The following is a 19,602-nucleotide window of genomic DNA, read 5'->3' as shown; positions in this document are numbered from 1 at the left end:
GGGATGTTAAATCCTTGTGATGGTTATTGTTTTAGATATAGCAAGTAAATATGACTAAGACTTAGGCAGATAGTCATATTAACTTGTCATAAAGCCATTAAAAAGTAACCTGTTTAAAATAAACGATAGTCAATTGCCGTATTGGTGAGTCTGGAAGACTAATGTTATAATGACATTAGATCGACTAAGGAGAGCGAGGGTGATTATGTTGGATTTTGATGAGGCTTACAAAGTTACAAATGCTAAGGATTTGTTAAAAGAAATTTCTGAGTTATATCAGTTAGTTGTCACTGAAGGCGATGCCATCTTCGAAAAATGGGAAGCGGATATTATTCGACCAGAATTTAATGAGAGCGCACGCAATTTAAGTTATTATTTAGCTTTAAGGCAAAGAGATATACGTGGAATTCAACGCGACCTTGTTCCATGGGGCTTATCTTCTTTAGGTCGTCTAGAATCAAAAACGTTAAGTACTCTAGAAGCGGTCATTCACGCCTTAACTGCTATTGTGGGTGAACAAGTAAGCGAGCAAACGCCTCCCTTTGATGCGTTTAATCTTGGTGAAGAAAGATTAGCCTTTAATACCGCTTTGATTTTGGGTGAGAAACCGAATAACCGAAACACACGAATTATGGTTACAATGCCGACACAAGCAGCAGGTAATATTCAATTAGTCCGAGATTTAATTAATAAAGGCATGAATGTAGCACGTATTAATTGCGCTCATGATACAGAAGATATCTGGATGCAAATTATTGGGAATATACGTCAGGTATCAAACGAACTTAATAAAGATGTCCGTATACTGATGGATATTGCTGGACCTAAAATACGGATAGATTGGATATTTACCACTCATAAGAAACCTAAAGTATCCTTAGGTGATACGATTTATTTGACGAAAGATTACAATCATTTACCGAAAAATAATGAGGCTAAGGTAACTGCAGGCTGCAGCATCCCACAAATATTTGAACAGCTATCTGTAGGTGATGCTGTTTTAATTGATGACGGAACTGTAGAAACCAAAGTCATTGATGTTAGTCATGATTACGCCAAATTAGAAGTTCACAAAATCAAAGGCAAGAGTATCCGTATCAAAGCAGACAAAGGATTAAACTTTCCTGGACTCTATTTTGCGATCGATATCCTCACACAAGAAGATAAGGAAGCGATTGCATTTGCAGCGGAACATGCAGATATTATTGGTTGCTCTTTTGTTCGAGATGTTAACGACATTAAGTCAATTCAATCTGAATTGCATAGCTTACTTGGTAAAAAGGCTAAAGATATACCGTTGATGGTGAAGATTGAAACCGTCCAAGCCGTTCAAAACTTAACTCAAATTATTTTAGCCGCAGCAAGTCATAATCCGTTTAGTGTCATGATTGCGCGAGGGGATTTAGCTGTTGAAACAGGTTATATTCGTTTGGCAGAAGTTCAGCAACAAATCATGTGGATTTGTGAAGCCGCAGATGTTCCAGTCGTTTGGGGGACTGAGGTACTGGCTAATATGATTGATACTGGAATACCAAGTAGGGCAGAAGTAACAGATGCAGCTGAAGGCGGGCGTTCTGACTGTGTGATGCTAAACAAAGGGGATTACATTGTTGATACAGTCGAGATGTTAGACGAAATTCTCCATATGATGAAGGAACATCAATTTAAGAAGACCCCCAAACTCAGAGCACTAAGTATTGCCAAAAATAATGATCACAAAAATTAATTGAACAATTAATATAAAGGAGTTGGCTGATTGAACGAGTTTCAAAGAGACCGTGAATTAAATATAAAAACAAGTGGCATGTATGAATTAAATGAATGGAATCATGCTCACTATAATCGAACAGAATCGACGAGTTACTATGTTCTTGATCAATTATTTAAAGAATTTAATTTTAAACCAACCGATCATTTAATCGATTTCGGTAGTGGGAAAGGTCGGGTTCTGTTTTATGTCCATCACCATGCTCAAATACCCGTTACTGGAATTGAATTAAGTTCCACTGTATTTCAATCATTAAGTACTAACAAACAAAACTATTTGAGTAAGTTTCCTAGTACTAACCCAATTAAATTGGTAAATGATTTTGCGGAAAATTATGAGATAGCGAAACATATGAATGTTTTTTACTTTTTTAATCCATTTTCGGGTACTATTTTTAAAAAAGTGTTAGATAACATTATTTCATCAATCGAAATGTACCCAAGAGAAATCACATTAATTATTTACTTTCCAATGCCAGCTTATTATGCCCATTTAGAAATGTTCGGTTTTTTTGACATAAACAGAAAAATAGCAGTACAGCTGGAAAAAAACTTTACAGATGAAGTTTTAATATTAACAAATAATCAGTATAGAGGAGTCAAAGATGAGCGCAGAGAAATATTTAGCAATTTTGCAAGATAAAGTCGGTGTTGCAGTGTTTGGTACGGTGAATGAAGATCAAAAGCCGGATTCACGGTATATTAATATCGGGGTGGCAAATGATCAAGGTGTCTTTTTTATGACGAGTCCTACAAGTAAGTTTTATTCACAATTAATGAATCATCCCTTTGTTTCAATTACGGGAATGGCCAAAGCAGGTGGTGAGATGGAAGTCATTCGTATTAAGGGAGAAGTCCGAGTGTTAGGACAAGAAAAATTAGAGGAAGTATTAAAAGATAATCCTTATGTAAAAGATGTTTATCCTGATGAAGAGAAAAGAAAAGACGCTCAAGTATTCCAAGTGTTTAAAGGGACTGGAAATTACATGCACTTACAAAAGCGATTTAATGAAGACTTCACCTTTGAATCAACTAATGGCTAAATTTGACACAGTGGTGTAACTATATAGAAAGTAGATGAGACTACCATTTATCGGTAGTCTTTTTAGTGAATAATTGTCAAAGGTCATTATTAGTTATACGAGTTTATTAATAATTGTACTTGTCCCAGATGTTGATTGATGATATTCTATTAAACGCCACATGTTGTGTTGAGCGATGGCTCATCACTAACATACAAGGACAAAATAGATAAAGAAGACGTTGAGATTGGGAGAGGGGAAGATGGCAATAATAGTAATAGGTGGTATGATTGGTGCTGGAAAAACAAGTGTAGCTGAGTTAGTAGCAAATGCTTTGGGAACAGAAGTTTTTTATGAGAATGTTGATGATAATGATATTCTGCCTTTATTCTACACAGCAAGTGAAGAGGAACAAGAGGCAAAACGTTACCCATTTTTACTACAGCTTGAATTTTTAAGCAGCCGTTTTAAAAACATTAAAGATGCATTAATTAATCAAAACAACGTATTAGACCGTTCAATTTATGAAGATTGGTATTTTTGTAAAATTAATAATGAATTAGGTCGTATTTCTGACACAGAATTTAGAATTTATGAAAAATTATTAAATAATATGATGGAAGAATTGGAAGAGTTACCGAAAAAATCACCTGACTTAATGGTCTATTTGACGGGGTCATTTGATACGATTATTCACCGAATAGGCTTACGCGGGCGTGAGTTTGAACAAGATGAAGGCCTAATGAATTATTATCATACTCTATGGTCTGGTTACGATGATTGGGTAGAAAACCATTATAATGCGTCACAAGTTTTAGAGATTAATATTGATGAATTTGATGTCGTTAATAATCCAGAAGACGCTGAGCGTTTAATTCACTTAGTTCAGTCTAAATTAGCAGAAATGAACATCACAACTACAGTATATTAATAGGACAAACAGCAGACTTTGGTTTGCTGTTTTTCTATTCACTTTAAATGCATTTTATCAGGAGAAAATGTATACTAATATTATATTCGCAAGAACATTTGAACATTCTGTTAATGGAAAGTAGGTGTTTTAGATGTATATTGTAGCAACCCTATTAAAGTTTAGAATTGAAGAAGCAAATTCTCTAAAAGATAAACGCAGAATATTAAAAAGTATGATACAAAAATGTCAGCAAAAATTTAAAGTGAGTATAGCTGAAGTCTCACAGCAAGATAATATATATAATGGTGTGATTGGTTTAGCGCTTGTGACTAATAATCAACGACATGGTGAAAGTGTGCTACAAAAATGCCTTGATTTTATTGAAAACAACTATTTAATCGAAGTCACTGAAGTCGAATGGATTGATGGGAGGGGAATTTAGTCATGATGTTCTATTTTTTCAATGAAGACAAACATTATCAAGAAACGCAAGATGAACTAGAAGCGGATTGGATACACCTAGAGCAGCCAACAGTAGCAGAGATAGATGTGTTACAAACCAAATATCAAATCCCGAAAGATTTTGTAACTTCTGGAGTATCTCCCTATGAAATACCGAGATATGAAGTGTTTGAAAATGAAGAAGGAGAAAAGATTCAGTTACTTGTTGTTTTAACTCCTGAACGAGAACATTCTGATTCTAGTGGAATTGAATACTGTACCAAACCGTTTGCAATGATTATTATGCCTAACAAAGTGTTGACCATTACAGAAAAAACACCGGGATATATCCGGAAAATAGCTAGAAATGAAAATTCCAAGATGGAAAAATTTTTAATGCATGGAGACTTAATTGAAAGTCATTTAGTACTACGGGTTTTATGGCGTGTGACTAATGAATTTATTGAAGATATTGGGGAAATTAATCAGCAAATTGATGAAATGGAAGAAAACATTCATGGATCAACTAAAAATGCGATGTTCGATAAGTTGATTTCAGTTCACAAAAGTCTAGTTTTCTTTAATACTGCCATTAGTAAAAATCACGAGCGCATCGAAGCCTTGAAAGAAGAAAATATCGTTGGAGAAGAAATGCTTAGCAATGAGCTATTACATGACATTGAAGTGGTTTCTCTACAAGCATCCGTTCTAGTACATGAATCAGAGGAAATGATAACACATTTGAGTCAAGTCTTTTCGAGTGTTATATCTAATAATATGAATTCGATTATGAAATTCTTGACTGCATTAACACTTGTTTTAACAATCCCACAATTAATTAGTTCACTTTGGGGGATAAATGTTAGCTTACCTTGGGAAAATAATCCTTTCGGTTTTGCAATTCTTATTCTTGTATCAGTCATACTAAGCATCCTAACAATCATTTGGTTAAAGAAAAATGATTATTTTTAAATAGAAGTTGCTCGATTACAAGTCTCTAACACTTTTCCGTTTGGGTTTAGATAGAATTTACTTAACTCTTTAGTTAAGCATCACATTAAAAGGAGATTTTAAGTGATAAAATTTATGCAGAAAATTCCAGCAGGGACATTTATTGTGCCCATGCTTGTAAGTGCTTTGTTCAATACATTTGCGCCTACTTTATTCGATATTGGAGGGGTTCCAGAAGTCTTTTTCTCAGGCGGGGGAATGACGTTTATTGTTGGGGCTCTGACTTTTAGTTCGGGAATTATGTTGGATATTAGAAAAGTAGGTTCAATTTTTAAACACCATGGCGTGCTTTTTTAGCTAAGATTGGATTGGCTTTGCTGTTTGGCTATTTAGCCATTACTCAACTTGAACCCCAAGGTTTATTTGGTATAAGCACCGTGGCTTTTGTAGTAGCGATTGCTTCAATTAATCCTGCAATTTATTTAGGATTGGTGAAAGATTTTGGAACAGAACATGACTCATTAGCCTTCAGTTTGGCAGGGGTGTTCAGTATTCCAGCCTTTCCCTTAATTATCTATGCGGTATCTGCTGGTGGCGATGTGGATTTAATGCCAATATTTTCGATTTTATTACCCTTATTTGTGGGGATGACTCTTGGGAATTTAGATCCAGCATGGCGAGGTATCTTTGGACAATTGCCTATTGTACTTTTACCATTATTGGGTTGGAATATTGGACAAGGGATTGATTTTAAAGCAGCCTTTGCAGCTGGTTTTGCAGGGATTTTACTTTCTATTGTGTTTTATAGTTTGACTATTCCTGTTTTACTCGGAGTGGACAAATTATTAAAGAAGAATGGAATTATCGGCTTATCTTTAGTAACTGTCGCTGGAGCATCTGCAGTATCACCTGCTTTAGTCGCAGCCAGTTATCCTGAAGTCGTCCCCTATGCAGAAGTTGCGGCCACTCAAATTGTAACTGTAACCGTCATAACATGTATCATCACTCCTATTCTGGTGAATTACTTGGCTAAAAGTGAAGAAGTTGAAAAGAATTCAACCGTTCATTAATTTAACGAAATAAATAAAACTATTCAAAAGAGACCAGTTCGTCTGTTTTGATTAGTTTTTTTTGTTACTGATTCTAGATATGTTCCTGACAAGAATAAAGTTGTGGATAATTTTCGCAGGCAGGATGACGAGGATGACAAATGTTTCGCCCGAAAAAGATAATAGACTGGTGGGCTTGAGTTAGTTGATCTGCTGGTAAAATAGATACAATATAATCTTCAATTTGTCTAGGCGTTGCATTTTCTGGGACTAAATCATGATGTTTACAGACTCTTGAAACGTGAGTATCGACTGCAAAAGCTGGAATATTAAACCCGACACTTAAGACTACGTTAGCTGTTTTTCTACCAATACCAGCTAATGACTCTAAGTCTTTTCTATTACTAGGCACTTCGCCATTAAATCTCTCAACGAGTTGCTGGCAACACTGGAAGAGATACTTGGCTTTATTTCGATATAAGCCAATCGATTGAATATAAGGCTCAATCTCGGCTGGAGAAGCTTGAACAACTGTTGCTGGATTAGGGAATCGTTCAAATAAAGCCACGGTTGCTTTATTAACGGCAATATCAGTTGTTTGTGCACTCAACATGACGGCTACTAATAATTCATAATTATTACGATAATTTAAAATCGTTTCGACATCAGGGTAAAGCGCCATAATTTCTTCTATAACTTTTCTTGCACATTCTTTAGTTAACATTTAATCACCTATATTATTTTTCGTTAAATCAAGTATACCACATTGAATACTCATTTATGGTAAGTTCAATTAGACGACTTTGTTTTAGTATGGAGGTAATTCAGTGAATAATGTCGTGTATATTTCAAAGTATGATAAAATAAAAGCACGAATACATACTAGGAGGACTGTAAATGACTCAAAGAATCCCTTGGGATCAATACTTTTTATCTCAAAGTTTAGTTTTATCATTACGTAGCACTTGTGAACGCTTAATGGTGGGAGCCGTTATCGTTCGTAATAAGCGCGTCATCGCAGGTGGCTATAATGGCTCTGTTAGTGGAGAGGACCATTGTATTGACGTTGGCTGCTTGTTAGAAGAGGGTCGCTGTGTCAGAACGGTCCATGCAGAAATGAATGCTCTGTTACAATGTGCGAAATTCGGGGTACAAACAGACGGTGCAGAAATTTTCGTGACGCATTTTCCCTGTTTAAAATGTACACAATCGATTATTCAAGCAGGCATTCATAAAATCTATTATTTACATGATTATCATAATCATCCATACGCCAAGCAACTACTAAGGCAAGCTGGTGTTGAAACGATTAAAGGTGAAATCCCTGATGATTTCTTTATTCAAATGACTCAGTTAAACAATCGTAATTTAAGTAAAGAAGCAGAATAAGATCAGTGAGGTGAATGGAGATGCTAGACACTATTCAAAAAGAAGTCCAAGCAGCGATTAGAGAATTGCTGGAACTTCTGGATTTACAAGCTGGGGATTTACTCGTCGTTGGAGCAAGTACGAGTGAAGTTGTAGGCGAGACTATTGGGCAAGCTTCCAATAAAGAAATCGGGTATAGAATAATTGAAACGCTACTTAAAGAGTTAAAGCCTAAGCAGATCTATTTAGCTCAACAAGCCTGCGAACATCTCAATCGGTCATTGGTCGTTGAAAGAGCGTATGCGATTGAACATGGTCTTGAAATTGTTAATGTTAAGCCTAGTTTACAGGCTGGAGGGGCAGCTTGTGTTGCTGCTTATCAGTTAGCAGAAGATCCTGTCATGGTAGAATTCATTCAGGCAAACGCTGGCTTAGATATTGGAGACACTTTAATTGGAATGCATGTTAAACATGTTCAAGTGCCTATTCGTTTGAAAACGAAACAGATCGGTCAAGCACATGTGACGGCCGCTAATTCGCGTGGTAAATACATCGGTGGTCCAAGAGCTGTGTATTAAAAGCAGTTTGAGTCAAGTAAATGGTCAAAAGCAAATAAATGTGTAGAATAAACCGATACTACAAGGAGGAAGTAATATGAAAGTAGCCTTTCACGGTCATGCAGTTGTTTCTGTTGTCACACATGGTGGTACGAAACTATTATTCGATCCTTTCATTACAGGACATGAACAATGCGACTTAAATTTATCGAAGGTTGAAGTAGATGTTATATTAGTCACCCATGCACATGCTGATCACTTAGGTGATACAATTGAATTAGCTAAACGAACGGGCGCTCACGTGATTTCTACCGTTGAAATTGTGTCTTATTTAAGTAGCCAAGGTCTAAATAATGTGCACGGAATGCAACCGGGTGGAGCCCATAACTTCCCATTTGGGCGAATTAAATTTACACCAGCGATTCATGGTTCTTCAATTACTTTAGAAAACGGTAAACCTTATGAGTTAGGTTTAGCCGCTGGGATTTTATTAACGGCGGATAATCAAACGGTTTATCATTTAGGAGATACCGCTTTGTATTCAGATATGCAACTAATTGGCAATAGAGAAGCAATAGATTTGGCTTTTGTTCCGATTGGTGATAATTTTACGATGGGGCTAGAAGATGCTATCCTGGCAACTGAATGGCTTCAAGCTAAACGTGTGGTACCGATTCATTACAATACTTTCCCACTTATCGAACAAGACCCATATGCTTTTATTAATCGTTTGCCAGAAGGAGTAGGCTATGTGCCGAAATTAGGCGAATTTTTTGAACTTTAAGAAGATTAAACATCAAAGTGAAAAAAGGGAAGTGGCTAAATGACAAATTTAGAAACGTTAAAACTAGTCAAAGAATGGCTTGCAGAAGCTAAGTTAATTGCTTTCTTTGGAGGCGCAGGGGTTTCAACTGAAAGTGGCTTGAAAGATTACCGTTCTCGTGACGGACAGTATTCTAAAATGGAAGCAGCTCAAGAAGATCCCAGAAAAATCATGAATAAACGATATATTATGACGCATCCTGAAAAGTTTTTTAATCGTCCACAGACAGATCGTCCACAACTGATTGAGCCCAATGCGGCGCATTTGGTGCTAGCTGAATGGGAACAAGCGGGTAAAGACGTTCGCATCATTACCCAAAATGTCGATGGGCTTCACCAGAAGGCCGGGCATCGCTTTGTTGTTGAATTACATGGAAACGGTCGGACTTGGCATTGTATGGAGTGTGGGCGCGTTTATTTGCCGAATGAAGCCCCTCGCGATGAGCAGAATATCCCACGTTGCTATGTCGATCAAGGAATCGTTAGACCTAGTGTCATATTCTTTGGAGAAAATCCTCAATCGGTGGATATTAATCGTAGTATTGAGACTATCCAAAAGGCGGATGTCTTAATAATTGCTGGAACGTCACTAACAGTCTATCCAGCCAAAAATTTGATTTATCATTTCGAGGGGAAGCGAGTCATCGTCATTAACAGAGAACCGCTTGATCTACAGAAGTTGGAAGTGGCTGCTTATATTCAAGGCGAAGTTGGGCAGGTTTTTGCCAAGTTAAATGAGATGCAACCAGGTATCCTTTAGACAGGTCTGTTTTAATAGTCAGAATCAAGTGGACCCTATAGAACGGACACTTATGACGAGGGTTTCCGATAAAATAGACAATCTTGACGAGGTAGTCAATCATTCAGTCGTGGGTGCGACGATTGAAGATTTCTTCAGTCGTGTGTGCGACGAACGAAGATTTCTTCAGTCGTGGGTGCGACGAACGAAGATTTCTTCAGTCGTGTGTGCGACGAGCGAAGATTTCTTCAGTCGTGGGTGTGACGAACGAAGATTTCTTCAGTCGTGGGTGTGACGAACGAAGATTTCTTCAGTCGTGTGTGCGACGATTGAAGATTTTTTTCAGTCCATTAGAAAAGCCATCATTAAGATGGCTTTTTGTCTTTTATTCGAGTTCGATTGAACAGTTTATTTCATTACCAGATTGAAGGATGCTGGAAACCGTACAGTTGCGAGCAATGAAGCGCTCCATCGTTTCTCTTTGACGATCATCCAATTGAGCATCTGTTTTTATGATAACGTTGGCACTTAGGTGCCAACTTTGTTTACCATTTTCAAAATTGCCTTCCACCACGACTTCTAATTTACTAAATGGAATCCTTTTTCCGGCGAGAAAAGAACGGGCAGTCATTGCATGACAACCAGATAAAGCAGTTAATAAAAGTCCAGTAGGGCTTGTGCCTTGACTTTCGCCAACGGGGTTGCGTTCAGCATAGTCCATGACATAAGTGAAGCCTTCCGTTTCGGATTTTACCACATAAGCGTCTTCCAGTGTTGCGGACACAGTTTTCTTACTCATACATTCATTCCTTCCACAGATTATTTAATTTCATTGTACCATGTAGTCATTATTTGACCAATGATTGAGAAGTTTTAGATAGATGAAAACTTAAGAAAATCTTGTGTTTATGTGAATAAACAATGATGAAATATTTGATTGTTTATGAAGATAAGGCATTTAGTTAGACTTTGAAAGGCTCGCTTTGTAGGATGAAATTAGAGTAAAACTGTTGGTGGAAGTTAGATTGAGGAAGGGGATTTTTTTAATGAAGAAGCGAAGAAAACAGTCCGTTTTATTATTAGCGACGACTTTAGGAATTGGAACGATGGTAGCACCCTTGTCAACTGCTGCAATTATTTATGCCCAAGAAGAACAAGCCGAGGGGCTTAATGAACGCTTGAGCCAGAGCGAAGTTGCTTTAGGAGCATCATTAAATGATGAACAAAGACAGAATACACTCTCTTTACTACGAGCGAGTGATACATCTAATCAACAGATGATGTCCATTGATGGGGCGTTAATCAATCAATATTTAGCCGATGGGTCGACAGTAGAAACGCAAGTCTTTTCAAGTGCAGTTATTGAACCACGTGAAGAAGGGTATGGAGTCCAAGTACAGATTGTAACACCGGATACCATTACGTCGGTTGCAGCACAAACTTATCAACAAGCAGCCATTACTGCAGGAGCCATGGATGTATTGATTAAGATTGCCGCAGTGGAAGCTGTGACCGGTGAAGGTGCCTTAGCGGGTGTCTATGCCATTTATGATGAGAATGACTTAGCCCTCAATCCCGAGGCTGTTCAAGTAGCCCAGAAAGAAATTAAACTAGTAACAGAGATAGAAGAGACAAGCCATTTAACAATTGAACAGATTAGCCAATTACAAACAGCCTTAAAGTTAGCTGTTAACGAGGCTTTCCAAGCGGAAGAAAAACCTACTGAAGCGGTATTCAATGACTTAACTTTAGCGGTGTTAGAGGAATTTGCAGCTGAACATGACATAGAATTAACAGAAGAATTAGCGACGCAATTTATAACGTTTGTTACTGAATATGCCGCAATAGAAACAGCTAAAAATGAAGGAACGACAGCACAAATTGATGCTTCAACTGGCTTCACTTGGACGTTAGAACAAGCAATTGACTTTTGGGAAGCGACCTTTATCGATGGTCCATCAGCAGATGACACCAATTTAGAACATTATGAACGTGATCAATGGCAAGAAGTCGAAAATGAAGAGTCTGTCATAGTCTTAAGCCAACTTGATAATGAAGGCGGCGAGCGCTTCTTAAGATTTGAAAAAACACCAGAAGGTGTCTTAATAACGGTATATGAAGGTGAAGAGGCTTATCCAGATGTACCGATGGTAGACTACCGTGTTGATACATCAACTTTTGAAATTCTTCAAGATAGTTCAGTAACTGAAGACGAGTCGGATGTGGATGCTAGTAACGAAGAAGACCTAGTAGAAGAACCAGAAGATGAAGCAATAGGACAAGCTCTATGGGACGAAAGCAAAGCGTCACAATTAGCAGACCTTATGGTAACTTGGGGGGATGGCATGGAACAGACCTATGAAAGTTTTACACCTGATTCGCCAGGCGACATGTATGGAGTCGCTTTTCCAACCGATGTGTTACCTATTCTTGGAGTGAATGACACAGCTGTTGCGGCTAACTGGTCGCCTACAGGTGAAGCGAGCCAAGCTGGCGAATATGTTATTGTCGCAGCTTACAATGATGTCACACACTTCTATGAAGCCAATCCAAATGCACCGGCTGGTGCACACTTTTATCTTTTTGCCATAGTAGATGGGGCGGCCGTCGTTTTAAATAGTCAACAAAACCAAGGAATGCCAGACGGTTTAATCCATTTTTCCCCAACAGAAAATATGGAGTTACAAGCTGGCTTTGAATCGATTGTGAATCAATAAGACTTAGAAAACAAACAGTAAAACAAATAAACGTGCCAGAGTGAGCTGATTCATCAGTTTACTTTGGCACGTTTTTTTTCTTGTTTTATCGATACATTCAGAATGAGTCTTCTTTAACTGTTTCTAACATATCTTTAAAAGCTTGAATCATTAAAGAAGCATCCATACTACAAGTAATCGCATCAAAGCCATATTCTTTATAAGTACGCGCCTGCTGAGTATTCGCTCCAAAAATAAAAGTGGTTTTATCATGTGCGCGACAAGCTTTGTAAATACGAGGGAAGGCTTCTGTAAAAAGAGGGTGAACAATTTCTAAAAGTGATTCCGCTGTAAAGATACTATGCTCAAAATCAACAATAAAAAACTAAACCGGCAATTCTCACACATTCTACAATGGACGTCCCATTTGTCTCGAAGAAGGTTCCAACGACTTGTTGTTGGGCATTCATTTTTTTTAGTATCGTATTTTCTTTCATTGCGCTCACTCCTTGTTTATCTAACTGTAGAATAACACACGCCAGTTGGTAGCGCATACATTATATTTATGAGAAAGCACATCTTGTTGCGCTATGTGGAAAACTTCAATTAAGACTGGCTTGTTACAAGTGTTAATGAAATCATTTAAGGAATAGACGTGCTATACTTAAAAAAAATCAAATAGGGGTGGAACAATGGAATATAAAAAGTTAGGTCACACTGGTTTAGATATTTCGCCAATTTGTTTAGGCACTATGGGCTTTGGGAAGGACAAAGGAGAATGGATTCACCAATGGGTCCTCGATGAAACTAAATCAAAGCAAATTGTTAAACATGCACTTGATTTAGGCATCAATTTTTTCGATACCGCCAATGTCTACACGAATGGTAGTAGCGAGGAGTTTCTAGGTCGTGCTTTAAAAGCCTATGCTAAACGTGATGAAATTGTGTTAGCCACGAAAGTCTTTAACCCGATGGCTAATAAACCTAATCGCGCGGGCCTATCGCGTAAAGCAATTCTTACAGAAATCGATAATAGTCTACGTCGTTTAGAAACAGATTATATCGATCTCTATATTATTCACCGCTGGGATTACCAGACGCCGATTGAAGAAACCATGCAAGTGCTTGACGATTTAGTGAGAATGGGTAAAGTTCGCTATATTGGTGCATCTGCAATGTATGCTTGGCAATTTCAAAAAGCCAACCATGTTGCAAGTCAGAATGGGTGCACTTCCTTTGTTTCGATGCAGAATCACTTGAATTTACTTTACCGTGAAGAAGAGCGGGAAATGTTACCATATTGCGCCGATGCTAAAATCGCTGTCACCCCTTATAGTCCTTTAGCAGCTGGTCGGCTTGCCCGTACGTTAAATGCTGAAACGCCACGTTATCAAACTGATTTTATCGCTCGTGCCAAATATGACACGACTATGGAAACTGATAATGAAATCGTTAAACGTGTGAATGAACTGGCTAACAATTATCAAATTGCACCAGCAACTGTTTCGCTTGCTTGGTTATTAAATAAACCAGAAGTAGCCGCTCCAATCGTGGGTGCAACAAAAACGACTTATTTGGATGATGCAGTTGCAGCCATTGATTTTAAATTAACAATCGATGACATAGCCTACCTTGAAGAACCTTACGTGCCACATCAAGTCATGGGACCACAATAAATATTAGAAAATACACATTTACTTAACAGACACTCATTTAATAAAAAATTAGTTGACCAAATAGGAGCAATAACACATCTAGGTCGCTGAAAGGTTGTTTTATCAGGTGCTTTTTTTATGAAATGTGCGATTAATTAAAAAATAATTAGAGGATTGTGTTGACTTTTAATTTGTTGCTTGTTAAGATGTTTTTATCAAAGAGATTTGGAGCGATGAACATGACACAATTTAATTCAAACACAGTTCAATATGTAACAATTATTATTAGCATTATTAGATAGTGTTTGTATCCGCAGTATAGATACAAACACGAAAAAACTTTTCAGTTTGTATCTATACGTGCTAAGATTTTGTGTTGCTCGTATAGACTAATAATCTAAACGGGTAGCGTGCAGCTCTCTTTTAATATACGGTTTTTTTTAAGCCTGTTTAGATTATTTTCTTTAATCTAAATAGGCTTTTTTTATTTTGAAATGGAGGATGACAGACAATGACAAGTAGATTAACACCGGCAGATTTAAATTGGGAAACTTTAGGCTTTGACTATATAGAAACAGGAAAAGCATTTCGAGCCCACTTCAAAGAGGGTCAATGGAGCGCAGGAGAGATTACGACGGAGAATACAGTGACAATTAGTCACGCATCACCTGCTTTACATTTAGGTCAGCAATGTTTTGAAGGTTTAAAAGCGTATCGTACGAAAGATGGAAGTGTTCAGCTGTTTAGACCTGATCAAAATGGTGAGCGAATGATGCGTTCAGCCGACCAAGTGATGTTACCGCCTTATCCGGTCGAAGATTTTGTGGCTGCCGCTAAAGCTGTTGTACAAGCTAATGAAGAATGGGTACCACCTTACGCAACGGGCGCTACGTTATATTTAAGACCTTTCTTGTTTGGTAGTGGTGCTGTAGTCGGAGTAGGTCCAGGTCCAGAGGCCGTTTTTGGTATTTATGTGACACCAGTTGGACCTTACTTCAAAGGAGGCTTACAACCGGCAAACTTTATGGTCAGTGATTATGACCGAGCCGCACCAAGAGGAACAGGCGCCGCTAAAGTCGGTGGAAATTACGCCTCAAGTTTTCAAGCAGGAAAAGAAGCGCGTGCTAAGCAATTTGCGGATGCTATTTTTCTAGATCCAGCTACTCATACAAAGATTGAAGAAGTTGGTTCAGCAAACTTCTTTGGAATTACGCATGACAATGTTTTTGTGACACCAAAGTCACCTTCAATTTTACCAAGTATTACCAAGTACTCTCTACTTTACTTAGCCAAAGAACGCTTAGGACTTGGCACATTAGAAGGGGATGTTTACTTAAATCAGTTAGACCAATTTAAAGAAGCAGGCGCGATGGGGACAGCAGCAGTCATCACACCGGTAGGAAGTATTACTTATAATAATCAAAAACATGTCTTCCACTCTGAAACACAGACTGGGCCATTAACGAAAGCTTTATATGAAGAATTAGTGGGCATTCAATTTGGTGATAAGCCTGCACCAGAAGGTTGGATCCAAAAAGTTCCATTAGATAATTAATTAGACGTAACAACTAAAGTTCAGCAGAAAGGAAGATTCCATGACAAATCCAGCAGAAAAATTATTCAAAGCTTATCAGAATAACCAACCACTAGAAAAAGGTTCTTTAACGCTCACAAGTCGTGAACATGCTTACCAAGTCCAAAACGAGGTTTTAGCTTTAAAAGAGGCCAATGGTGAGCAACATCAAGGTTATAAAATTAGTTTAACGAGTCAAGAAACACAAGATTTATTTAAAAGTGATACGCCATTATATGGCCAAATGACCGACGTGACGTTCAAACAGTCTTTATCATTGAGCGATTACAATGAACCGCTTGTTGAAGTGGAGTTAGTTTTTTTAGTGGATGAAACAGTTAACGGATCCGATTCAAAAGAAGAAGTAATGAACAAATGTCGTGTTGCACCAGGTTTAGAAGTTCCAGATGGTCGTTATGATGATTGGTTCCCCAAGACGACTTTTTACGAAGTTATCGCAGATGGTGCGGTCAATGGTGCACTAGCATGGGGAGAAGCAGAAAAGTATAGCTATGAGCAATTGGCAGACGTGGAAGGTGTTTTGTATTTGGATGGAAAAGAAGTAAAACGCGGGCATTCATCAGAAGTGCTAGGACATCCTGTTAATTCAGTCCAATGGTTAGCCCAAGCACTAGAAGCTAATGGAGAAAAGTTAACAGCAGGTCGTTTTGTTTCTTCTGGAACATTTGTTTTACCAGAACGCTTAGTAGCCGGAACGTATACAGCTAAATACACTGGTCTAGGTGACGTCACTTTAGTAGTCAAACCGTAAGTTACTAAACAACTATACATACATAAAAAGGAGAAATTATTATGAAACATTCTAAATTAAAAACATTATTATTAACCAGTTTAGCCCTTGCAGGGACAGTTTTGGCACCATTATCCGGGAGCGTTTCAGCTCAAGAGGCAACTGGCGAGTCATTATTATTAGGTGTGAACTTAGAGTTAACGGGTGCAGCAGCTCCTTATAGTGTCCCAGCTGTTGAAGCTTTTGAATTATTCGTTGAACAAGTCAATGCTTCAGGAGGCGTTCTTGATGGTCGTCCCTTAGAATTGTTAGTCTTGGACAATAAAACTGACACAACAGAAGGCGTCTCTTTACAAACACGTTTAGCGGATGACGATAGGGTTGTCGCAAACTTAGGTCCCAACGCATCTGGTGTAGTCAATGCAGCTAAGCCTGTAATCGAAACATCCAGTAAACCAACGGTTTTACCCGCAACAACTGGAGATGGTTTAACGCTTAACGCGGATGGTGTGGCGGTTACGAACTTATTTAGAACAGCTTATGAAGATTCTTATCAAGGAACAGCAGGGGCGGTTTATGTACATGATACTTTAGAGGCTAAGAAGACATTGTTAGTCGTTGATAATGCCTTAGATTATTCACAAGGATTAGCCGATGCCTTTGTTAAGCAATATGAAAGTTTAGGCGGAGAAGTGGTGGCAACAGAAGCTTATTCTTCAGGAGATACAGATTTCACAGCATTAGCAACGAAAGCATTAAGTTATGAGTACGATGCAATCTACATGCCTGGTTATTATACTGAGACTGGCTTACTTGTAAAAGCTTTCCGTGAATTAGGCATTACTCAACCAGTAGTTGGAGCAGATGGTTATGCAAGTGATACTTTTGTTGAATTAGCAGGTGCAGAGAATACCTACGATGTTCATTATACAACACATTATGATGCCTCTTTAGAAAACGAAGCGTCAGTAGCCTTTGCTGAAGCTTACGAGGAAAAATTTGGTAAAGCCCCGGATACATTTGCAGCCTTAGGTTATGATGCGATTTCTTTCCTTGTAGATGGAATTGAAAGAGCAGGATCTACCGATCCAGAAGCAATCAGTCAAGCTTTAGCTGAAACGGTTGATTTCGTAGGTGTCACAGGAACCTTCTCAATCAATGAGGAGCACAACCCAGTCAAACCAGCTATCATGGTAACTTTAGAAGCAGGCGCAGTCGTTAATGCCCAAGAAGTCGTGGTAGAATAAGCGTTACTTAACAAGTGCACCTTTCACAAGAGAGGTGTACTTTGTATTTTTGCATGAACAGGATTATAATAGAAGGTATTATGTTTAAAGGAGCGGTTTAATGTACGAATGGCAATTAGATGATTTATATTCTAGCTATGAAAGTGAGGCATTTCAACAAGATTTAGCTTCGTTAGCTGGTTTTAAAGATGAGATGGCAGTTTTAACTTTGGAAGATACGATAGAGTCAGTCAAAGCTGTAATTGATGTTAAAGAAAGATTGTATATTACGGCACGTCGTTTATCAGCTTTCATTTCTTTAAATTTATCAACCAAGGCAACCGATGAAGAAAGTACTAACTACCAGAATGTTCTTTCGAATCGCTTAAATCAGTTAACGAAATTACAAGCACAAACGAATCGCTTTTTAGGTGATATAACTGTTGATACCAGTCAGGACCCTGAATTAGCAGACTATGATTTTTATCTGAAAGAAATGAAGAAACATCACCAATACTTATTAAGTGACGAAGTTGAAGAAGCTCTTTCAAAAATAGGACGTTCAGCTGGGCAAGCTTGGTCAAGTTTGCAAGGTTTTTTAACGTCTCAAGCTGAAACGGACTTTCGTGGCGAAAATAAAACCTTAAGTGAATTACGTAACTTGGCTTATGCAAAAGAAGCAGACGTCAGACGTGAAGCGTATCAGGTGGAATTGGCTTTATATGATCAATTGAAAGATCCTATAGCTTTCTCATTGAATAATATAAAATCACAAGTGTTAGATGTCAGTGAAATGCGTGGTTATTCGAGTCCATTAGAGCAGACATTAATTCAATCGCGAATGAGCGAAGAAACGTTAGATGCATTATTAACGGCGATTAAAGAATCTTTACCAACTTTCCGCCGTTACCTTAAACATAAAGCGCGTGTGTTAGGACATAAAGATGGTCTGCCATTTTACGATTTATTCGCACCAATGGGCGAATCAAGTCAAACTTTTACGGTTGAAGAAACGAAAACTTATTTAGTGGATAAGTTCTCTCAATTCGCGCCTGATTTAGCAGAAATGACCGCAGCATTCTATGAAAAAAACTACATGGATTTCTATCCTCGTAAAGGTAAACGTGGTGGTGCTTTTTGTGCTAATCTACCGTTTATTAGTCAATCAAGAATCATGTTAAACTTTGACGGTACATTAAATAACGTCTTAACAATCGCTCACGAGTTAGGGCATGCTTATCACGGAACTAAAATCCAATCACATCGTCCGTTAAACTGGAGTTATTCAATGCCAGTGGCAGAAACAGCCTCAACGTTTAATGAAGCGATCCTGATCAATCATTTACTAGCTGAAGCGGCTACTGATGATGAAAAAGTAGCGGTCATTGAACAATACCTACAAGATGTGACACAAATTATCGTGGATATTTATTCACGTTACTTGTTTGAAACGGCTGTCTTCGATAAGCGTCAAGCAAGCTTTATGTTTGCACCACAATTGGCAGATTTAATGTTAAACGCTCAAAAAGAAGCTTATGGTGATGGCTTAGATGAAAACACCTTGCATCCTTATATGTGGATTAATAAGTCTCATTATTATTCATCTGGCTTAAGTTTTTACAACTTCCCTTACGCTTTCGGAGGCTTGTTCTCACGTGGCTTATATGAGCGTTATTTACGAGAACCTGAAAATTTTGTCGAGCAATATGGTGAATTGTTAACTAAAACGACAGTCGCATCCGTTGAAGAAACAGCAGCGGTCATGGATATTGATGTGACGAACGTTGATTTCTGGAGAATGGCTCTTCAGGGAATTGATGATTATGTGGATCAATTTATTGAATTAACAAGTCATTAAACGAGTGTTATAAATTGAATATAAAACACCACCAGAAAGAGAATGAAAACTCTCTTTCTGGTGGTGTATTTTTGACTTGAGCCAACACTTTAAACAAAATCGATGAGTTAAGCGTTTATTAGCTAGTACTATTGGGTGAGTGAATCATATATAACGATGCATTTTCAGCCTGTATAAATTTTTCTGTTCAGTATATTACTTCTATCTTAGACAA

At 37.9% G+C, this 19,602-nt stretch carries 19 protein-coding genes and 1 pseudogene; 17 read left to right on the top strand and 3 right to left on the bottom strand.

The features are described 5' to 3' along the window. Positions 1-205: 205 nt before the first annotated feature. The 7 genes and pseudogenes from ACTQ5J_RS03045 (at position 206) to ACTQ5J_RS03015 (ending at position 6,164) form a co-directional block, all read left to right on the top strand. A complete protein-coding gene (locus ACTQ5J_RS03045; protein WP_441750780.1) occupies positions 206-1,726 on the top strand; it encodes a pyruvate kinase in 1,521 nt (506 codons plus the stop codon). Between the two features lie 30 nt (positions 1,727-1,756). Next, positions 1,757-2,410: a hypothetical protein gene (locus ACTQ5J_RS03040; RefSeq protein WP_441750530.1), complete on the top strand. Its 654-nt coding sequence runs from the start codon at positions 1,757-1,759 to the stop codon at positions 2,408-2,410. Continuing rightward, on the top strand, positions 2,373-2,810 hold the full coding sequence (locus tag ACTQ5J_RS03035; protein ID WP_441750529.1) for a pyridoxamine 5'-phosphate oxidase family protein: 438 nt from the start codon (positions 2,373-2,375) through the stop codon (positions 2,808-2,810). Before ACTQ5J_RS03040 ends, ACTQ5J_RS03035 begins: the two co-directional genes overlap by 38 nt. A gap of 241 nt (positions 2,811-3,051) precedes the next feature. After that, positions 3,052-3,720, top strand: a complete 669-nt coding sequence (locus tag ACTQ5J_RS03030; RefSeq protein WP_441750528.1) for a deoxynucleoside kinase — start codon at positions 3,052-3,054, stop codon at positions 3,718-3,720. A 133-nt stretch (positions 3,721-3,853) separates the two neighbouring features. Next, positions 3,854-4,144 (top strand): DUF503 domain-containing protein, encoded by a 291-nt coding sequence (locus ACTQ5J_RS03025; protein WP_441750527.1) that lies wholly within the window; start codon positions 3,854-3,856, stop codon positions 4,142-4,144. Between the two features lie 2 nt (positions 4,145-4,146). Next, entirely contained in the window at positions 4,147-5,115 is a 969-nt protein-coding gene (locus ACTQ5J_RS03020; RefSeq protein ID WP_441750526.1) for a magnesium transporter CorA family protein, read from the top strand. A 114-nt stretch (positions 5,116-5,229) separates the two neighbouring features. Next, a pseudogene (locus ACTQ5J_RS03015) lies at positions 5,230-6,164 on the top strand (2-keto-3-deoxygluconate permease). Between the two features lie 73 nt (positions 6,165-6,237). Here ACTQ5J_RS03015 and nth read toward each other — a convergent pair. Next, positions 6,238-6,867, bottom strand: coding sequence for an endonuclease III (nth, locus tag ACTQ5J_RS03010; RefSeq protein WP_441750525.1), 630 nt, complete (start codon positions 6,865-6,867; stop codon positions 6,238-6,240). Between the two features lie 173 nt (positions 6,868-7,040). Between nth and ACTQ5J_RS03005 the strand changes: the two genes are divergently transcribed. From ACTQ5J_RS03005 to ACTQ5J_RS02990, 4 genes are all read left to right on the top strand, one after another. Continuing rightward, positions 7,041-7,532, top strand: a complete 492-nt coding sequence (locus tag ACTQ5J_RS03005; RefSeq protein WP_441750524.1) for a ComE operon protein 2 — start codon at positions 7,041-7,043, stop codon at positions 7,530-7,532. 14 nt (positions 7,533-7,546) lie between these two features. Further along, positions 7,547-8,089 (top strand): TIGR01440 family protein, encoded by a 543-nt coding sequence (locus tag ACTQ5J_RS03000; protein ID WP_441750523.1) that lies wholly within the window; start codon positions 7,547-7,549, stop codon positions 8,087-8,089. 76 nt (positions 8,090-8,165) lie between these two features. Further along, complete coding sequence (locus ACTQ5J_RS02995; RefSeq protein WP_441750522.1) at positions 8,166-8,852, top strand: metal-dependent hydrolase; 687 nt, start codon at positions 8,166-8,168, stop codon at positions 8,850-8,852. Between the two features lie 39 nt (positions 8,853-8,891). Next, positions 8,892-9,650 (top strand): SIR2 family NAD-dependent protein deacylase, encoded by a 759-nt coding sequence (locus ACTQ5J_RS02990; protein ID WP_441750521.1) that lies wholly within the window; start codon positions 8,892-8,894, stop codon positions 9,648-9,650. Positions 9,651-10,014: 364 nt separating this feature from the next. On the opposite strand, the gene ACTQ5J_RS02985 is transcribed toward ACTQ5J_RS02990, so the two are convergent. Continuing rightward, a complete protein-coding gene (locus ACTQ5J_RS02985; protein WP_441750520.1) occupies positions 10,015-10,428 on the bottom strand; it encodes an OsmC family protein in 414 nt (137 codons plus the stop codon). Positions 10,429-10,675: 247 nt separating this feature from the next. Here ACTQ5J_RS02985 and ACTQ5J_RS02980 point away from each other — a divergent pair, with 247 nt between their 5' ends. Continuing rightward, the gene (locus tag ACTQ5J_RS02980) at positions 10,676-12,346 is read left to right on the top strand and encodes a DUF1002 domain-containing protein (protein ID WP_441750519.1); all 1,671 of its coding nucleotides are present in this window, start codon (positions 10,676-10,678) and stop codon (positions 12,344-12,346) included. Positions 12,347-12,696: 350 nt separating this feature from the next. Here the strand turns inward: ACTQ5J_RS02980 and ACTQ5J_RS02975 are convergent, their stop codons facing one another. Beyond that, on the bottom strand, positions 12,697-12,822 hold the full coding sequence (locus ACTQ5J_RS02975) for a hypothetical protein (protein ID WP_441750518.1): 126 nt from the start codon (positions 12,820-12,822) through the stop codon (positions 12,697-12,699). A gap of 195 nt (positions 12,823-13,017) precedes the next feature. On the opposite strand from ACTQ5J_RS02975, the gene ACTQ5J_RS02970 reads away from it, so the two are divergent. The 5 genes from ACTQ5J_RS02970 to ACTQ5J_RS02950 all read left to right on the top strand — a co-directional run bounded on the left by ACTQ5J_RS02970 (position 13,018) and on the right by ACTQ5J_RS02950 (position 19,388). Beyond that, a complete protein-coding gene (locus tag ACTQ5J_RS02970) occupies positions 13,018-14,001 on the top strand; it encodes an aldo/keto reductase (protein WP_441750517.1) in 984 nt (327 codons plus the stop codon). A gap of 490 nt (positions 14,002-14,491) precedes the next feature. Then, a complete protein-coding gene (locus ACTQ5J_RS02965) occupies positions 14,492-15,535 on the top strand; it encodes a branched-chain amino acid aminotransferase (RefSeq protein ID WP_441750516.1) in 1,044 nt (347 codons plus the stop codon). Positions 15,536-15,575: 40 nt separating this feature from the next. Beyond that, positions 15,576-16,325, top strand: a complete 750-nt coding sequence (locus ACTQ5J_RS02960; RefSeq protein WP_441750515.1) for a 2-keto-4-pentenoate hydratase — start codon at positions 15,576-15,578, stop codon at positions 16,323-16,325. Between the two features lie 41 nt (positions 16,326-16,366). After that, positions 16,367-17,551 (top strand): ABC transporter substrate-binding protein, encoded by a 1,185-nt coding sequence (locus tag ACTQ5J_RS02955; RefSeq protein ID WP_441750514.1) that lies wholly within the window; start codon positions 16,367-16,369, stop codon positions 17,549-17,551. 100 nt (positions 17,552-17,651) lie between these two features. Further along, complete coding sequence (locus ACTQ5J_RS02950; RefSeq protein WP_441750513.1) at positions 17,652-19,388, top strand: M3 family oligoendopeptidase; 1,737 nt, start codon at positions 17,652-17,654, stop codon at positions 19,386-19,388. Positions 19,389-19,602 lie beyond the last annotated feature (214 nt).

This window comes from Fundicoccus sp. Sow4_F4 (assembly GCF_052116145.1).
In the GTDB taxonomy this organism is placed as follows: Bacteria; Bacillota; Bacilli; order Lactobacillales; family Aerococcaceae; genus Fundicoccus.
The sequence above is the reverse complement of the archived record's forward strand: the minus strand, read 5'-3'. Positions and strand labels throughout refer to the sequence as shown.

Bases quoted from the DNA above. Each gene is read 5' to 3' on its own strand.
- ACTQ5J_RS03045 (WP_441750780.1), top strand. From the start codon at position 206: ATGTTGGATTTTGATGAGGCTTACAAAGTTACAAATGCTAAGGATTTG.
- ACTQ5J_RS03035 (WP_441750529.1), top strand. From the start codon at position 2,373: ATGAGCGCAGAGAAATATTTAGCAATTTTGCAAGATAAAGTCGGTGTT.
- ACTQ5J_RS03030 (WP_441750528.1), top strand. From the start codon at position 3,052: ATGGCAATAATAGTAATAGGTGGTATGATTGGTGCTGGAAAAACAAGT.
- ACTQ5J_RS03025 (WP_441750527.1), top strand. From the start codon at position 3,854: ATGTATATTGTAGCAACCCTATTAAAGTTTAGAATTGAAGAAGCAAAT.
- ACTQ5J_RS03020 (WP_441750526.1), top strand. From the start codon at position 4,147: ATGATGTTCTATTTTTTCAATGAAGACAAACATTATCAAGAAACGCAA.
- nth (WP_441750525.1), bottom strand. From the start codon at position 6,867: ATGTTAACTAAAGAATGTGCAAGAAAAGTTATAGAAGAAATTATGGCG.
- ACTQ5J_RS03005 (WP_441750524.1), top strand. From the start codon at position 7,041: ATGACTCAAAGAATCCCTTGGGATCAATACTTTTTATCTCAAAGTTTA.
- ACTQ5J_RS03000 (WP_441750523.1), top strand. From the start codon at position 7,547: ATGGAGATGCTAGACACTATTCAAAAAGAAGTCCAAGCAGCGATTAGA.
- ACTQ5J_RS02995 (WP_441750522.1), top strand. From the start codon at position 8,166: ATGAAAGTAGCCTTTCACGGTCATGCAGTTGTTTCTGTTGTCACACAT.
- ACTQ5J_RS02990 (WP_441750521.1), top strand. From the start codon at position 8,892: ATGACAAATTTAGAAACGTTAAAACTAGTCAAAGAATGGCTTGCAGAA.
- ACTQ5J_RS02985 (WP_441750520.1), bottom strand. From the start codon at position 10,428: ATGAGTAAGAAAACTGTGTCCGCAACACTGGAAGACGCTTATGTGGTA.
- ACTQ5J_RS02980 (WP_441750519.1), top strand. From the start codon at position 10,676: ATGAAGAAGCGAAGAAAACAGTCCGTTTTATTATTAGCGACGACTTTA.
- ACTQ5J_RS02975 (WP_441750518.1), bottom strand. From the start codon at position 12,822: ATGAAAGAAAATACGATACTAAAAAAAATGAATGCCCAACAACAAGTC.
- ACTQ5J_RS02970 (WP_441750517.1), top strand. From the start codon at position 13,018: ATGGAATATAAAAAGTTAGGTCACACTGGTTTAGATATTTCGCCAATT.
- ACTQ5J_RS02965 (WP_441750516.1), top strand. From the start codon at position 14,492: ATGACAAGTAGATTAACACCGGCAGATTTAAATTGGGAAACTTTAGGC.
- ACTQ5J_RS02960 (WP_441750515.1), top strand. From the start codon at position 15,576: ATGACAAATCCAGCAGAAAAATTATTCAAAGCTTATCAGAATAACCAA.
- ACTQ5J_RS02955 (WP_441750514.1), top strand. From the start codon at position 16,367: ATGAAACATTCTAAATTAAAAACATTATTATTAACCAGTTTAGCCCTT.
- ACTQ5J_RS02950 (WP_441750513.1), top strand. From the start codon at position 17,652: ATGTACGAATGGCAATTAGATGATTTATATTCTAGCTATGAAAGTGAG.